At 70.5% G+C, this 15,901-nt stretch carries 12 protein-coding genes and 2 pseudogenes; 8 read left to right on the top strand and 6 right to left on the bottom strand.

What is annotated here, in order from left to right; all coding sequences use genetic code 11:
• The first annotated feature begins 3 nt into the window (after window positions 1-3).
• From nadA to ACK5KK_RS01920, 4 genes are read left to right on the top strand one after another with little or no spacing between them, the layout of a single operon-like run.
• A complete protein-coding gene (nadA, locus tag ACK5KK_RS01905; RefSeq protein WP_416888399.1) occupies window positions 4-1,329 on the top strand; it encodes a quinolinate synthase NadA in 1,326 nt (441 codons plus the stop codon).
• The gene (gene nadB / locus ACK5KK_RS01910; protein WP_416888400.1) at window positions 1,326-2,885 is read left to right on the top strand and encodes an L-aspartate oxidase; all 1,560 of its coding nucleotides are present in this window, start codon (window positions 1,326-1,328) and stop codon (window positions 2,883-2,885) included. The genes nadA and nadB overlap by 4 nt, the downstream gene beginning before the upstream one ends.
• Window positions 2,882-3,745 carry a carboxylating nicotinate-nucleotide diphosphorylase gene (gene nadC, locus ACK5KK_RS01915; RefSeq protein ID WP_416888401.1) on the top strand — a complete coding sequence of 288 codons (864 nt, stop codon included), beginning with the start codon at window positions 2,882-2,884 and terminating at the stop codon, window positions 3,743-3,745. The genes nadB and nadC overlap by 4 nt, the downstream gene beginning before the upstream one ends.
• Before the next feature lie 10 nt (window positions 3,746-3,755).
• Window positions 3,756-4,892, top strand: a complete 1,137-nt coding sequence (locus ACK5KK_RS01920; RefSeq protein WP_416888402.1) for a cysteine desulfurase family protein — start codon at window positions 3,756-3,758, stop codon at window positions 4,890-4,892.
• Between the two features lie 10 nt (window positions 4,893-4,902).
• On the opposite strand, the gene ACK5KK_RS01925 is transcribed toward ACK5KK_RS01920, so the two are convergent.
• Entirely contained in the window at window positions 4,903-6,813 is a 1,911-nt protein-coding gene (locus ACK5KK_RS01925; RefSeq protein ID WP_416888403.1) for an ABC transporter ATP-binding protein, read from the bottom strand.
• 130 nt (window positions 6,814-6,943) lie between these two features.
• Here ACK5KK_RS01925 and ACK5KK_RS01930 point away from each other — a divergent pair, with 130 nt between their 5' ends.
• From ACK5KK_RS01930 to ACK5KK_RS01940, 3 genes are all read left to right on the top strand, one after another.
• Window positions 6,944-8,431 (top strand): DHA2 family efflux MFS transporter permease subunit, encoded by a 1,488-nt coding sequence (locus ACK5KK_RS01930; RefSeq protein ID WP_416888404.1) that lies wholly within the window; start codon window positions 6,944-6,946, stop codon window positions 8,429-8,431.
• Between the two features lie 293 nt (window positions 8,432-8,724).
• Entirely contained in the window at window positions 8,725-10,590 is a 1,866-nt protein-coding gene (locus tag ACK5KK_RS01935) for a DUF1800 family protein (protein WP_416888405.1), read from the top strand.
• A gap of 7 nt (window positions 10,591-10,597) precedes the next feature.
• Window positions 10,598-11,968, top strand: coding sequence for a DUF1501 domain-containing protein (locus ACK5KK_RS01940; RefSeq protein ID WP_416888406.1), 1,371 nt, complete (start codon window positions 10,598-10,600; stop codon window positions 11,966-11,968).
• 80 nt (window positions 11,969-12,048) lie between these two features.
• Here ACK5KK_RS01940 and ACK5KK_RS01945 read toward each other — a convergent pair whose 3' ends face one another.
• From ACK5KK_RS01945 to ACK5KK_RS01965, 5 genes and pseudogenes are all read right to left on the bottom strand, one after another.
• Window positions 12,049-13,341: a CotH kinase family protein gene (locus ACK5KK_RS01945; protein ID WP_416888407.1), complete on the bottom strand. Its 1,293-nt coding sequence runs from the start codon at window positions 13,339-13,341 to the stop codon at window positions 12,049-12,051.
• A gap of 242 nt (window positions 13,342-13,583) precedes the next feature.
• A pseudogene (locus ACK5KK_RS01950) lies at window positions 13,584-13,670 on the bottom strand (hypothetical protein); the annotation flags it as partial.
• A 105-nt stretch (window positions 13,671-13,775) separates the two neighbouring features.
• A complete protein-coding gene (locus tag ACK5KK_RS01955) occupies window positions 13,776-14,150 on the bottom strand; it encodes a hypothetical protein (protein WP_416888408.1) in 375 nt (124 codons plus the stop codon).
• An 83-nt stretch (window positions 14,151-14,233) separates the two neighbouring features.
• Window positions 14,234-15,187 (bottom strand): HNH endonuclease signature motif containing protein, encoded by a 954-nt coding sequence (locus ACK5KK_RS01960; RefSeq protein WP_416888409.1) that lies wholly within the window; start codon window positions 15,185-15,187, stop codon window positions 14,234-14,236.
• On the bottom strand, window positions 15,076-15,576 hold the full coding sequence (locus ACK5KK_RS01965) for a DUF222 domain-containing protein (protein ID WP_416888410.1): 501 nt from the start codon (window positions 15,574-15,576) through the stop codon (window positions 15,076-15,078). Before ACK5KK_RS01965 ends, ACK5KK_RS01960 begins: the two co-directional genes overlap by 112 nt.
• A gap of 122 nt (window positions 15,577-15,698) precedes the next feature.
• Here ACK5KK_RS01965 and ACK5KK_RS01970 point away from each other — a divergent pair.
• Window positions 15,699-15,901: pseudogene (locus ACK5KK_RS01970) on the top strand (IS256 family transposase); the annotation flags it as partial.

The raw sequence follows: 15,901 nt of genomic DNA on the forward strand, positions 1-15,901 counted from the left end.
ATCATGACCGTCACCGACCTCACGCTCCAGCCCCGCCCCGTCGACGCGAGCGTCGACCACGAGATCCAGGCGATCGTCGCCGGGGAATCGACGGCCGAGACGTGCAACACCGAGCTGGCCGCCGGCCCGTGGAACTTCGACACGCGCCCCGGCTACGGACCCGGTTCCTCGATGGGCGACGTCATCCCCACCGGGGCCCCGCGACAGGGCGAGCTGCCCGTCGAATACCGTGAGGCCCCCGAGGAAGAGCTGGCCGACCGCATCCGCGCCGCGAAACAGACCCTGGGAGACCGCGTCGTCGTGCTCGGTCACTACTACCAGCGCGAAGAGGTCGTGGCCCACGCCGATGTGATCGGTGACTCCTACCAGCTCGCCGTCGCCGCCACCGAGCGCACCGCCGCCGAGGCGATCGTGTTCTGCGGCGTGCACTTCATGGCCGAGACCGCCGATCTGCTCTCCGCCGACGGACAGGCCGTGATCCTGCCGAACCTCGCCGCGGGGTGCTCGATGGCCGACATGGCCGACATCGACCAGGTGGAGGAGTGCTGGGAGCAGCTGGGCGAGGTGTTCGGCGACATGGACACCCCCGACGCCGACGGCCTGGTTCCGGTCATCCCGGTGACCTACATGAACTCCTCGGCTGCCATCAAGGGGTTCGTCGGCCGCCACGGCGGCATCGTCTGCACGTCGTCGAACGCCCGGGCGGTGCTGGAATGGGCATTCGAGCGGGGCCGCCGCGTGCTGTTCTTCCCCGACCAGCACCTGGGCCGCAACACCGCCAAGGCGATGGGCGTTCCGTTGGAGCAGATGCCGCTGTGGAACCCCCGCAAGCCGCTGGGCGGCTCCGACGAGGACACGTTGACCGGCTCGCGCGTCATCCTGTGGCACGGCTTCTGCTCGGTGCATCGTCGCTTCACCGTCGACCAGATCGACAAGGCGCGCGCGGAACACCCCGGCGTGCGCGTGATCGTCCACCCCGAGTGCCCGATGGATGTGGTCGACGCGGCGGATGAGTCGGGGTCGACGCACTACATCCGCAGCGCCATCGAGAACGCCGCCGAACCGACCACGTTCGCGGTCGGCACCGAGATCAACCTCGTGCAGCGCCTCGCCGCCGAGAACCCGAGGCACGAGATCTTCTGCCTCGACCCGGTCGTGTGCCCGTGCTCGACGATGTACCGCATCCACCCGGGCTACCTGGCCTGGGTGCTGGAGCGACTGGTCGCCGGCGAGGTGGTCAACCAGGTGTCGGTGCCGCAGGACGTCGCCGACCCGGCACGCCTCGCCCTCGAGCGGATGCTCGCCGCCAAGCCGCCGGCGACATCATGACCGCGCCGCACGCCGTCGTGGTGGGCTCGGGCATCGCCGGACTCACCGTGGCCCTCCATGCGGTGGCGGGCGGATGCCGGGTGACCGTGGTCACCAAGGACGTCCTCGATCACGCCAACACCCGATTCGCCCAGGGCGGCATCGCCGGCGTCATGTTCGACGACGACCGGGTCGAAGACCACGTGCGCGACACCCTGACCGCCGGTGCCGGGCTCAACGATCCCGAAGCCGTGCGGGTTCTCGTGACGGAGGGTCCCGCCCGCATCCGGGAGCTGATCGACCTGGGAGTCGGGTTCGACCGGGATGCCTCGGGAGGGTTCGTGAAGGGGCTGGAAGCGGCCCATTCCTACCCCCGCATCCTGCACGCCGGGGGCGATGCCACCGGCACCGCGATCGAGCGGGCCCTCGTCGCGAGCCTGCGCGCCAGCAAGGTCGAGGTGATCGAGCACGCCTTCCTCGTCGACCTCGTGACGGCGCGCGGCCGCGTGGCCGGCGTCGACCTGATCGTGGGCGAGACGCCCACCTCCGCCGGGACCCGCCACACGATCGAGGCCGATGCCGTGGTGCTCGCCACCGGCGGCGTCGGAGAACTCTACGCCCACAGCACCAACCCGCCGGTGGCCACCGGAGACGGCATCGCTGCGGCGCTGCGCGCGGGCGCGGCGGTGAGCGATCTGGAGTTCATCCAGTTCCATCCCACGATCATCGGCGCCGGGGATGCCTTCCTGGTGTCGGAGGCGGTGCGCGGAGAGGGCGCAACGCTCATCGACGACGAGGGGCGCCGGTTCGTGTTCGACACGCATCCCGACGGCGAACTCGCCCCGCGTGACATCGTGGCCCGGGCGATCGCCCGTCGCGCGGCCGAACAAGGCGCGCCGGTGCGCCTGGACACGACCGTCGTCCACAGCACCGACCCCGACGCACGCGCTCAGTTCCTGGCCGCACGCTTCCCCACGATCGACGCCGCGGTGCGCGCGCGGGGGCTCGACTGGGCCCGTGAGCCGATCCCGGTCACACCCGCCGCCCACTACCTGATGGGCGGGGTCAGCACCGACCTGTTCGGACGCACCACCGTGCCGGGGCTGTACGCGGTGGGTGAAGCGGCGCGCACCGGGGTGCACGGTGCGAACCGTCTGGCCTCGAACTCCCTGCTGGAGGGCGCTGTGTTCGGCGCCCGCGCCGGCGACGCCATCGCCGGCGACGCCACGGCGACGTGGCCGGCGCCGATGCTCGCGAGCCCGCACGCGCCGGACGCCGCCGCGCACCCCGCGGGCGGACTCGTGCCGTTCTCCCGCGCCGCGCTGCAGCGGTTGATGTGGGACGATGCGGGTCTCGTGCGCGATGCAGCCGGGCTGCGGCACGCGGCAGCGGTGCTCGCGGGCTGGCGCGCCGAGCTCCGGTACCCCGTCACCGAGCACGACTTCGAGAATGAGAACCTCTTGCTCGTCGCGGCGTACCTGGTCGCGGCCGCACTGGCGCGCACCGATTCGGTCGGCGCGCACTTCCGGTCCGACGCTGTTGCGGCCGTCCCGCTGGCCGAGCAGGTGCCGGCGTGAGGGCGGCATCCGTCGACCGCATCGTGGCGGCGGCGCTGGAGGAGGACGCGCCGTGGGGCGACATCACCAGTGCCGCGCTCATTCCCGCCACGGCGACCGCTTCCGCCGATCTCGTCGCCCGCGAGGACGGTGTGTTCAGCGGAGCGCAGGTCTTCGACGCCGCGTTCGGCCTCACCGACGCCGCGATCGCGGTCACGTGGCACGTGCACGACGGCGAGCGCTTCACCGGCGGCGACGTGCTCGCCTCGGTGAAGGGACCGGCCCGCGCGGTCCTCACCGCCGAGCGCATCGGACTGAATTTCGTCCAGCGCATGTCGGGGATCGCCACGCTCACCGCCGAGTACGTCGCCCGGGTCGCCGGGACGGGTGCGCGCATCGCCGACACCCGCAAGACCACACCGGGTCTGCGCCTGTTCGAGCGCCACGCGGTGCGCAGTGGCGGCGGCCACAACCATCGCTACTCACTGTCGGACGCCGTCATGGCAAAGGACAACCACCTGGCCGTCCTCACCGCCGGCGGACTCGGGGTGACCGAGGCGCTCCGCGAGGCGATCGCGCGGCTGCCGCACACGATGCCGGTCGAGGTCGAAGTGGACCGGCTCGACCAGATCGAGCCGGTCCTGGCCGCCGGCCTCGACATCATCATGCTCGACAACTTCTCGCTCGACGATCTGCGCCGCGGGGTCGAGCAGGTGGCGGGACGGGTGACGGTGGAAGCCTCCGGAGGGGTGAACCTCGACACGGTCTGCGCGATCGCGCAGACCGGCGTCGATGTGATCTCCGTCGGCGCGCTCACCCACTCGGCGCGCGCCCTCGATCTGGGTCTGGACGTGCGGCTGGACCTCCCCGCGGCACGCTGAACCGACGCGCATGCTCTACCTCGACCACGCCGCGACCACCCGGGTGCGTCCCGAAGTGCGCGAGGCGATGCTTCCCTACCTGGCGGACCGGTTCGGCAACCCATCGAGCCATCACACCGTCGGCGAGGGCGCCGCCGCCGCGCTGGCCGACGCACGGCGACGCGTCGCGGCCGTCTTCGGCATGCGGGCCGGGGACATCGTGTTCGTCTCGGGAGGCACGGAGGCCAACAACCTCGCCGTCAAAGGCGTCGCTCTGGCCGCGGCGCTTCGCCGAGGCAGCCCCGGGCACGTGATCACGACGCCCATCGAACACGAGTCGGTGCTCGCCTCCTGCGCGTACCTCGCCCGCGTGCACGGCACCGAGGTCACCGAGGTCCCGGTCGACGCCACCGGCCTGGTCGATCCCGCTGCCGTCGCCGCGGCGCGGCGCGAGAACACCGATCTGGTGACCATCGGCTACGCCAACAACGAAGTCGGAACGGTGCAGGACGCCGCAGGCCTGTCGGCGGCGGCCGATCGCGTGCCGCTCCATCTGGATGCCGTGCAGGCGGCCGGGTGGCTGCCCCTCGCCGGCACCGGCGCCGACGCACTCTCGGTCGCCGGCCACAAGATCGGCGCGCCGCAGGGCACCGGGGTGCTCGCGATTCGCGGCCGTATCCCGGTCGAACCGATTCTTCACGGCGGCGGGCAGGAGCGTGATCGCCGAAGCGGCACCGAGCACGTCGCCGGTGCCGTGGGGCTCGCGGTCGCGCTCGAACTGGCCGAGGCCGAGCGCGAAGCGGCCACCGCCGCCGCGAGCGCGCGGCGAGACCGCGTGATCGAGCGGGTCCTCGGCAGCGTCGCCGAGGCGCGGCTGACCGGGCATCCGACCCGCCGGCTTCCCGGGACGGCGAGCTTCACGTTCGCGGGGGTGTCGGGTGAAGCCGTGCTACTGGAGCTCGAGCGCCGGGGCGTGGTCTCCTCCAGCGGGTCGGCCTGCGCGGCGGGCAGCGACGATCCCTCGCACGTGCTGCTCGCGCTGGGCATCGCGCCCGAGGTGGCCCAGACGGCGGTGCGGTTCACGTTCGGTCACCACGGCGGTTTCGACCCGGACGCGGTCGCCGCCGCCGTCGCCGACGCGGTCGCCGCGGTGCGCGCGGGCCGGTGACCGGCGGCGTTCAGCGTTCGTCGGTGTGCACGACGCTCTCCAGGCGGGCCGCCGCGACCTGTTCTGCGGCGAGCTGAGCGTACAGGCCCCCGGCGGCGAGAAGCTGCGGGTGGGTGCCCGACTCCACGATCCGACCGGCATCGACGACGTGGATGACGTCGGCTCCCACCACGGTGGACAGCCGATGGGCGATGGTGACGGTCGTCCTCCCCCGCGCAGCCGCGTCGAGCGCCGCCTGCACGGCCCGCTCTGACACGGTGTCCAGCGCCGAGGTGGCCTCATCGAGCAGCAGCACCGGCGGGTCCTTCAACAGCACTCGGGCGATCGCGATGCGCTGCTTCTCCCCGCCCGAGAGCCGGTAGCCGCGCTCGCCCACGACGGTGTCGTAGCCGCGCTCGAACCCGGTGATCACGTGGTGGATGTTGGCGGACACGCAGGCCGCTTCGAGTTCGTCGTCGGTCGCGTCGGGCTTGGCGTAGCGCAGATTCTCGCGGATCGTGGCGTGGAACAGGTAGGTCTCCTGCGACACGATGCCGATGTCGTCTACGATGGACTCGCCGGTCAGGTCGCGCACGTCGGCACCGGCGAACAGCACCTGACCGCCGGTGGCCTCGTACAACCGCGGCGCCAGGTACAGCACCGTGGTCTTGCCGGCACCTGAGGGACCCACGAACGCCACGTGTTGGCCCGGCTGCACCGAGAACGACACGCCGTCGAGCGTGGGGCGTGCGGCGGGAGCGGCATCCGGGTAACGGAACACCACCTCGCGGAACTCGATGCTGCCGCGCGGGCCGGGCGCGTCGGCGACCCCGATCGCGTCGGGACGGTCGCTGATGGCGGGCCGCAGATCCAGGTACTCGAAGATGCGGGCGAAGACGGCTGCGGAGGTCTGCAGGTCCAGCGCGACCCGCATGAGCCACATCAGCGGCTGCAGCAGCCGCGCCTGCACCGTCGTGAACGCCACGATCGTCCCCGCCGTGATGCCGCCGTCCCAGCCGACGATGAGGAAACCGGCGACCAGGTAGATGAGGGCGGGCACCGACGACATGATGACCTGCACGACGGTGAAAAAGCCCTGCCCCGACATCGCCCGGCGCACCTGCAGCCGAACCTGCGTGCGGTTGGCCTCCTGGTAGCGATCAGACTCGGCGCGCTGGCGGTTGAACGCCTTGGACAGCAGAATGCCCGACACGCTCAGCGTCTCCTGGGTGATCGCGGACAACTCGGCGAGCGACTCCTGGGTCTGCCCCGCGATGCGTGCCCGCACCTGGCCGACACGTCGCTGAACGTAGACCAGGAACGGCATGAGGACGAGCGCGATGAGGGTGAGGCGCCAGTCGATCAGCAGCATCGCGACGACTGCGGAGACGACGGTGACCGCGTTGCCGAGGATACTGGTGACGGTGTTGGTGAGCACTCCCGCGACCGCGCCGACATCGTTCTGCAGGCGCGACTGGATGGCGCCGGTCTTGGTGCGGGTGAAAAAGCTCAGGTCCATCGCCTGCAGGTGATCGAACAGCCGCACCCGCAGGTCGCCGGTGACGCGATTGCCCACCGTCGCGGTGAGCCACGTCTGCGTCACGCTCAGCAGCGCCGACAGCAGGAACAGCCCGATCATCGCGCCGACCAGTCCCGCGAGCAGCCCCAGCTGCGGCGGTGACCCGTCGAGCGGGAACAGGGCCCGGTCGAAGATGCTCTGCACCAGCAGCGGGGGAATCACGGCGATCGCCGCACCGATGATCACGAGCGCCCCGGTAAGGGCGAGCCTGCGGCGATACGGCCGGAACAGGGCGACCACGCGAGGCCACAGATCGGGGATGCGGGGAGCATCCGCGTTGCGCTCGCGCTGCGCGGACTCGTCCAACCCGAGGTCGCCGGAGCGACGCCCCTGCGGGGCGCCGCCCACTCCCCACATGCTCATCGACTCCCACCCTACGACCGCTTGCGACCCTGTCGGCGCGGAATGCGGTGACCGATCGCGGGGTTATGATTGGAGGTCGCCCGGGTCCCGATGCTGCGACTGACTCCCGATAGCCGAACGGAGACCACGAATGGCCGCTGCCGACATCGCCCACCCGACAGTGCGGGACGAGCCCCTGGGGCGCGACAAGACCCGCCTGGTGTGGTTGCTGCTGGCCGCGGCGTTCGTCGCGATCCTCAACGAGACCACGATGGGTCTGGCCATTTCGCACCTGATCGACGACCTGTCGATCACCGCCGTGTCGGCGCAGTGGCTGACAACGGCGTTCATGCTCACGATGGCCGTCGTGATCCCCATCACCGGCTTTCTCCTGCGCCGGTTCACCACGCGACAGGTGTTCATCACCGCGATGAGCCTGTTCTCGCTGGGCACGTTCATCGCGGTGCTCGCGCCCGGTTTCCCGGTGCTGGTGGCCGCCCGCGTCGTGCAGGCCTCCGGTACCGCGATCATGATGCCGCTGCTGATGACGACACTCATGACGATCGTGCCGCCGCACTCGCGCGGACGCATGATGGGCCGGGTGTCCATCGTCATGTCGCTCGCGCCGGCGATCGGCCCGTCGCTGTCGGGGTTCCTGCTGGATACCCTGGGATGGCGCTGGATCTTCGGCATCGTGCTGCCGATCGCGCTGGTCGCTCTGGGAATGGGCATCCGCTGGATGGTGAACCTGGGCGAGACCACCCACGCCCCCATCGACGTGCTGTCGGTGGTGCTGTCGGCTTTCGGGTTCGGCGGCATCGTCTACGGTCTGAGCCAGATCGGCGGGGCGGTCGACCACGGCGGCTCCGGGGCGGCCGAGGGCTCGACGCTCACCCTCTCGATCTCGCTCGTGGTCGGCCTCGTCGCGCTGGTGCTGTTCCTCTGGCGTCAGGTGCGGCTGCAGCGCGACGATGACGCGTTGCTGGATCTGCGCGTGTTCCGCTCCCGCAACTTCTCGGTCGCGATCGTGCACATGACGGTGCTGTCGGCGGCCTTCTTCGGCATCATCACCGTCCTCCCGCTCTACATGCAACGCGCACTGGGCATGGAGCCGGGCGCCACCGGTCTGGCGATGCTGCCCGGCGCCCTGCTGATGGGGCTGGCCGGGCCCGTCATCGGCCGCATCTACGACGCCCGAGGCACCCGGGTGCTGATGGTGCCCGGCTCGGTGATCGCCGTCGGGACGCTGTGGCTGTACACGACGTTCACCGACACCACCCCGGTGTGGCTGGTGGTTGTCGCCCAGGTGCTGCTCTCGCTCGGGCTGGCGATGTCGTTCACACCGCTGTTCACGGCATCGCTCGGGTCGCTGCCGCCGCGGATGTATTCCTACGGATCGGCCGTGCTCAGCACCGTGCAGCAGGTCGCCGGTGCCGCGGGCGTCGCGGCGCTCATCACGGTCATGAGCTCGGCCAGTGCGAACTCCCTCGCCCTCGGCGTCGACCCGTCGGCGGCGGAGGCGGCCGGGGCGCACGCGGCGTTCGTCGTCGCGGCCTTCCTGGCGCTGCCGCTGCTGGTCGTGGCGTTCCTCATCCGCAAGCCGGCGGACGCGCCGCAGGACCCGGTCCCCGCCCGCTGACGGGGCCGGGTCGGCCGATCACTGCGTCGAGCAGACCCCGCCGCAGCAGGACCCGGAGTCGTTCTGCAGGAGGTTCTTCTCGTCGTCAACGGGCTTGAGCTGCGGTGTGGAGAGGTTCTGAGTAGCCATTCCCCCAGTCTATCCGCGGCCCCCGCAGCGAGATGAGATGGGAACGCTCTCATGATTGGCGCATTCTCATGGGAATCGGCCTGTGGATAGCCGCCGGTGACCGCCGCCCGGTGTTAGCGTCACACACGAACGGCGCCACTCCCCGTCCAGAGAGCACCCAACCCATGACCGAACCGTCGACGCGCGACCCCTCGGGTACCACCCGCCGCGCGCTGCGTGAAGCGCAGTCCGCGCGGGGCGCAGCCGAGGTGGTCGGCGTGGTGGACGGCACCGATACGCAGACGCGCAGCGGGCGGCGTCGAGCCATGATGATCGGCAGCCTGACGGCGCTGGGGCTCGGTGCCGTCGCGCTGGCCCAGAACCTCGTCTCCGGGCCGACCCCGAGCGCGGCGAACACGGCATCCGGTTCGCCGCGGAGCGCACGTACGGGCGCCGCGCCATTGATGACCCCGTCGCCTCGCGCGACGCCGACCCCGAAGCCACGCTCGACGCCGCCGCGGGCGCACACGGATGCCGTCGACCGCGACAGCTCCTACGCGGACGTGATGTCGCAGCAGAGCCCCGCCACGCGGGGCCACGACCCCGAGCTGCCCGCCGCGACGGCCACGGAGCCGCTGGATCTTCCGGTCGCCGACTCGGCTGTTGCGCGCCGCCACCTTCTGCGACGCGCGACGCTCTCGTCGGGCGCGGCCGCGGAAGCAGAGGTCGAACGCGCCGGCGTGGGCGCGTGGCTGGCCCGGCAACTCGATCCGAACGTGCGCGACAGCGCCGAGGAGCGCATCCGGGGCTGGTTCCCGCTGGCCTACGCCGACATCGCCACGAGCCGCTCGTCCCTGGAGAAATACTCCTGGGACGGCATGTTCCAAACGGGGCAGGCCGCGCTCGCCCGCGCGATGTTCAGCGACCGGCAGATCTTCGAGCAGGTCGCCGACGTCTTCGCGAACCTGCTGCACGTGACGACGCCGTCCGACGGGGTGTGGGACAACGGCTCGGACTACCACCTGAACGTGATCCGGGCGCATTCCTACGGCTCGTTCCGCGACATGCTGCTCGCGTCGGCACGCCACCCGGCGATGCTCACCTACCTCGACAACATCTCGTCGATGCACGGCGACATCAACGAGAACTACGGCAGGGAACTGCTGGAGCTTCACACCGTCGGAATCGCTGGCGGGTACGGCGAGAACGAGGTCAGGGACTCCGCTCGTATCCTCTCGGGCCGGCGGGTCGATCGCGACAGCGGACAGTTCTCGTACGAGCCGGAACACCACGTGCGAGGAGCGGTGTCGGTGCTCGGGTTCACCGACGGCAACACCGACCCGGCACGCGGCCTCGAGCTCGGCGACCGCTTCCTGAGCCATCTGGCGACGCGCCCCGCGACCGCTCACACCGTGGCGCGCAAGCTCGCGGTGCGATTCGTCGCCGACGCTCCGACCACCGCGCTGGTCGAACGCCTCGCACAGACTTACCTCGACAACGACACCGAACTGCTGCCGGTGCTCCACGCCCTGTTCCGGTCGAGTGAGTTCTGGTCCTCCAGCGGCGGCAAGGTCCGTCGCCCGCTGGAAGACCTGGTCGGGACGGTGCGAGCGGCCGGGCTGACCGCAGAGGCGTGCAGCCGCGAAGCGGTCGAGAACATGTACTGGCGTGTGCGGGGGCTCGGGCAGGCACCGCTGGCGTGGTCATCGCCCGACGGGTACCCGGACGTGGCCAGCGCGTGGATGTCGGCGAGCCAGCTCGTATCGCGCTGGAACTTCCATCGCGCCATGGTCAACGGCTGGCTCACGGATCTGCGGCCGTCACCGGCGTTCCTGGAGGCGATCACTCCCGCGGAAGGGACCTCTGTGGACTCGTGGATCGACGCGGTGCACCGGGTTGCACTCGGCGGGAAGCCAACCGCCGAGCTGCGCGCGGCATCCTACGATTTCCTCGACCTGGCGTCCGGCGAGACGACCTCGCGGGAACACGTCGCACTCGCGCCGCACTACGCGGCGCTCCTCTTCCACTCGCCGGCGTTCGCGATTCGGTGACGGCGACATGACGAACCAGACGAGCCCCTACTCGGTACACCCCGACTGCCCGGACTGGCGCACCCTCGCCGACCACCCGCAGGAAGCGGCGATCCGGGCGCTCGGCGACGCGGTGTCGGCTGACAACGCGGCGCGGCCCGAACGCTGGTCGAAGGGTTTCACCCGCCGGCAGCTTCTGGCGGGGGGCCTGGGTGTGGGCGTCGCGGCGCTCGGCACGCAGTTGGTCACGTCGCGGGTCGCCTACGCCGCCGGCGAGGCGGCGGGCACCTCCCCCAGCCGGACGCTCGTCGTCGTGTTCCTGCGCGGCGGCTTGGACGGCCTGTCGGTCGTGGTTCCCGGCGGCGACGCAAGGCTCGTCGAGGCACGGCCCGACATCGCGGTGCGCGCGGCAAGCCTGCTGCCCTTCGACCGCAACTTCGGACTGCACCCGGCGCTGTCGGCACTGAAGCCGATGCTCGATGCCGGCAAGATCGCCGCGGTCCCCGACATCGCGACGCCCGAGTTGACCCGCAGCCACTTCCAGGCGCAGGACTGCCTCGAGCGCGGCGGAACCTCCGCCGCCGGCAGCCAGGGGTGGCTCGACCGCGTGCTCGAACAGGCCGGTCCCGGCACCACGTTCCGTTCGCTGTCCGCGACGGCCACCCTGCCGCGCTCGTTGGCCGGCGGGTCCGGGGCGGTGGTCGCGCAGACGCTGCGCGACCTGCAGATCGAGGCGAACGACGACCTGCGCGACCGCACCCGATCGGCGCTCGATGCGCTCTACACGGGGCTGGACCACCCGTTCTCGGTGCAGGCCGCGCTCGCGTTGGAGGCGGACTCGACGGCGCGCGCTCTCGTGGCGACCCAGGCACCGGACGGCGAGTTCCCCGCGGGGCAGTTCGGTCACCAGTTGCGCACCATTTCCACCCTCATCACCGGCGATGCCGGCGTGCGCGTCGCGACGGTCGACCTGGGCGGGTGGGACATGCACACCGGGATCGGCACCGTCGACGGCGGCGACATGCGCGAGGCGTTGCAGGACCTGGGCGACGGTCTCGCGGCGTTCTTCGCCTCGCTCGGAGCGAAAGCCGACTCCACGACCGTCGTGTTGATGAGCGAGTTCGGCCGGCGCTTCGAGCAGAACGGTTCCGGCGGGACCGATCACGGTCACGGCGGCCTCGCGATCGCCATGGGCGGAGGCGTGCGAGGCGGTGTCTACGGGACCTGGAACGGTCTTGATGCGGACACGCTCGCACAGGGCGACCTGCCCGGCAACAACGATTTCCGCAACTTTCTCGGTGAGGTCGTCATGGGGACGGTGGGCCTGTCCGAGAGCCAGATGTCGTCGGTGTTCCCAGACTGGCGAGTCGCACCGTCGGGGCTGATGACCCCCGTCTGACCGACGGGCGCGACAGGGCCGCCCTCCCCCCACCGAGTCACCGCCGGCGGGAGGGGGGCGGATTCCTTTCGCCCCCGACGTCAGCTCGGGAAAGCGGCGGAGAGCGTCTCGGCCTCGCTGGCGATCGTGGCGGGGGCGACGAGGTCGGATGCTCCGGCTTCCACCGCGGCGGTCCGTTCGGTGAGGATGCCGGCGGCCAGTCCGGAGTCGAACAGGTCGATCTGTAGACGTTCGCGTTGCTGCTGCACGAGCTGCGCGAAGTCATCGTCGGCCAGGAAGCGTGCCGAGAGCACGTTGGAGGTCCCGCCGGGGCCGCCGCCGGGTCCCTGCGCGCCGTCGGGGCGTTCAGGGGGCGCGCCGTCCGCGGCCACGTGAGCGCCCGGGCCGCGCGAGGCATCCCCGGGTCCGCCGCCCACGTTGGCCTGGCCGAACGCGAGGTTGAGGTCCCAGCTCACCACCGTCATACGATCGGAGCCGCTGTCGGCGAAGAGGTAGGAGTTGTTTCCAGGGCCGTCGATGTCGTCTTGGTTGCCGATGAGGTCTTGGAAGGCGAGGTAGGTTGCGAACGCCTCCACCTCCAGGTGATCGTCGAGGTCGGCGGCGAATTCGGCATCCGATGCGTCGTTGATCCACCGCAGGAAGTCGATGAGGGGGACGAGGTCGTCTGTGCCGCCCTCCTGATCGAAGATGTCGGTGTAGGCGTCGGGGTCGTCGCCGCGGTAGGAGTAGTCGCCGCCCGCCTCCGCTTTGTAGAGCGATCCCACGCCGAGTTCGCGTGTCATCCAGGTGTCGGTGGGGTTCTCCACGATGAGGCGGAGCACGTCATCGGAACCGCCCGCGGAGAAGCGCGCCGCGATCGCTTCCTGGCTGGCCAGACCAGCCGCCGCGAGCAGGTCGAGCGCGACGGCCTCGTTGAGCGCGGTCTGAGTACTGTTGGCCCGGACGGCGAACTCCGCGGCGCCGCCGTGGGTTTGTCCGTCGACGAACTTGTCGAGACGGATGATCCACGGCAGCGACTCGGGCGCCGCGGCGCTGATCTGGGCATCCGCGTCGGTCGAGAGACCTCGCAACGAGGAGTTGCCTTTGAGCTTGAGACCAGCGTTCTCGTAGGTGACACCGTCGACGGTGACGGTCGCGGCGATCCACTCCTTCTGCTCGGTCGCCACGTACGTGGCGATCATCGCGTCGTAGTCGTCGGCGTCGTAGTTCACGGCGAACGAGTGCACGCGTGTGGAGTCCCACACGTCAGCGGTCGCTGCCGGTGTTGCAGCGGCGGCCGGCGCGTTGGCTGCGGCCGGCGCGCAGCCGACGGCACCGATGACGACGGCGGAGGCGACGAGGAGCGCGGTGGGGCGCAGGCGAGAGAGGTCCATGCCTCCACCTCAGCCGTGACCGTTGTGTGCCGGCTATGCGCGGATGCGGATTCCGCTATCAGTTCGGCAGCGCCAGGTTCACCCCGTTGGGGGACACGCAGGGGTAGGTGTCGAACAGGGTCCGCTGCTCCGCCTTGTTCGGGTTCAGGCCCGGGATCCGCCGCACCACCAAACGGCCTTCGATCCGCTCCGATGAGGCCGCTGTAGATGTTGCGTACCGAGTGGGCGACGGAGCCGTAGAACTCCATGAGCCAGGGGTCGTTCGCGAACTGTTCCGGGAGGACGACCGCTTCGGCGAGCTGGTCCTGCTTGTAGCCCTTGTTGATCAAGTAGACCGACTGGTCGTAGACGTACTGGCTGGCGTGACGGTGGTCGAGGAGGCAGAGGGAGATCTCATCGGTGCCGGCGTCGCCGTAGGCACCGAAAATGACGAATCATTCTCCGGCGAGCTCGATGTCGAGCGGGTCGAACTCGCCGACCTCTTTGGTGCGCGCCGCCGCTTCGTCGTTCTCGCCGGGGTCGACGACCACCAGGCCGTCGGCGCCGACCACGATCATCGTGGAGCAGAGCTGGAACCCGGCCGCCTGGTAGATCTTGCCCGGGACGATCTCGTAGATCGTGGGAGGCATTTGACGAGCCCAGGCCGTCTGGGCGTCGGCGATCTTGGGCGAGGATTCCCCGTAGGCGAGGTTTCCCGCGCGGTCCTGCCAGACGACTTTTGCGAGATGCGACAGGACGTCGGGGTTGTCGAACTCCGCCGGGTCGGCGCTGCGGACGAGGCTTTCGGCGGAGCGTGGGACGGATGCCATCGGGGCGGTTCTTCTCGGTGAGGGCGGGAGCTGGCGCCAGGGTATCGGGCCATCGCGAACCGCATCAGAGGACGGGAGGTTCCTCAGAAGGGTGCGTCGGTGGGAACCGGGGTGTGCCACGGTTCGCGGTGCGCGGTGGGGTCGTGTTGCGGGTCGGTCGTGAAGGCGACGCGACCGGTGGGGTGGTCGGTGTAGGTGCGTCCGGTCGGGGAGGTCCACTCCAGCACGCCGTCGGAGCGTTGTCGCACGGTCCACGGTGTGTGATGTTTCAGGGTGTGATGCCGACGACAGATGTGCGCGAGATTTCCGGTGTGAGTGGGCCCGCCGTGGGCGTGGTCGACGGTGTGGTCGATGTCGGCGCGCCGGGCGGGTTGCCCGCAGCCGGGGAACCGGCAGTGCTGGTCTCGGACGCGCAGAAATCGGCGCATCCCCTCGGTGGGCCGGTACCTGTCCGTGCTCAGCGGATGCGCCGTGATCGGGTGGGTGAGGATCCGTTCCCAGCCGGGCGCGCCGGCCGCCAGGGCTCGCGCGGTGCCCGGGTCGATCGGGATCCGTCCGTCCAGGGTGGCGATCTCGAACGGGTCCGCGACCGCGTCGTCGACGAGGGTGAGCACGGGAACCGTGACCTGCACGATCGGGGTGATGGCGGCGACGCCCACAGTGCCGTCGTACGCGACCACGTCGCCGGTGAGCAGCATGTCACACGCGACGTCCGTGCGGACGTGGTCCACCCCCGGGCCCGGCACCCTACCGTCGCTCTCGCTGGGCAGTGACGGGTGGGTGATGACCGTGGCGTATTGGGTGAGACGGTCGTAGGCGGCGTGCAGCAGCACCGATGGTGCATGGATCGCCAGGGTCGACATGCCATCGTCGTGGTCGTGAAGGGTCACGCACCGGCCCGCACGGGCGTGCGCGTGGCGTTCGCTCAGGGTCGCGCCGGTGTACCACTCGGCGCGACGCTTCGCGACGGGGGCCAGCCGGGAGGCCGACGCGCTCTCCGCGTAGTCGAGGACGTCTCGCTCGAAAGCGCGCCGCATCGCCGGTCGTCGATGATCGCCCCGGCGGTCTCGATCACTCGGACGTGTCCCCGGCCGATTCGGCCGGCCTGGAGCGAGGCGAGGGTCTCGGGATAGTCGTCGACCAGGGTCACCGCGGTCCCCATCCGCCGTTGCACGGTGCGGTCCGAGACGCGCCACACGGTCGCCACCTCGGCTGCGACCGACCGGTACGGGAGCTCGGCGTCCCGGCTGATGCCGGTCGCGGTATGGGCAGCCCACTCGTCCGCGACTCGGTGCGCCTCCGCCAGCAACCGCTCCTGCTCGGCCTGCAGCGCCGCGATTCGCGCCTGCGTATCGATCAACCGGGGCAGCAGCTGCCGCATGCGCGCGGTCGCCCGCTCCTCGGCATCGCGCACTGTTCCGGTCATGGACTCATCGTCGCACCGACCTCCGACATCCACACGAACACCGACGCCATCGCCCGCTCGACCTCCCCACTCCAGACGGGACTGTACGTTCAACGGTGTAACTCCGATCAAGGAGGAACACGATGAGTAAGCAGGTTGAGACGGTCATGGCGGCTGTGTCGGAGGGAGTAGAGACGGGCGTGGCGACACAGGCGAAGCAGCCGTCGGTGGTGGATCGAGGACTGGTCACTGAGCTGGTGGGCGACGCGCGACGGCAGGGACTGCCCGTGGACGGGGAGGGCGGCCTGCTGGCCGAGCTGACCCGGATGGTGCTGGAGTCCGCGCT

Origin of the sequence: Microbacterium sp. (assembly GCF_047972865.1) — a bacterium.
Lineage (GTDB): Bacteria > Actinomycetota > Actinomycetes > Actinomycetales > Microbacteriaceae > Microbacterium.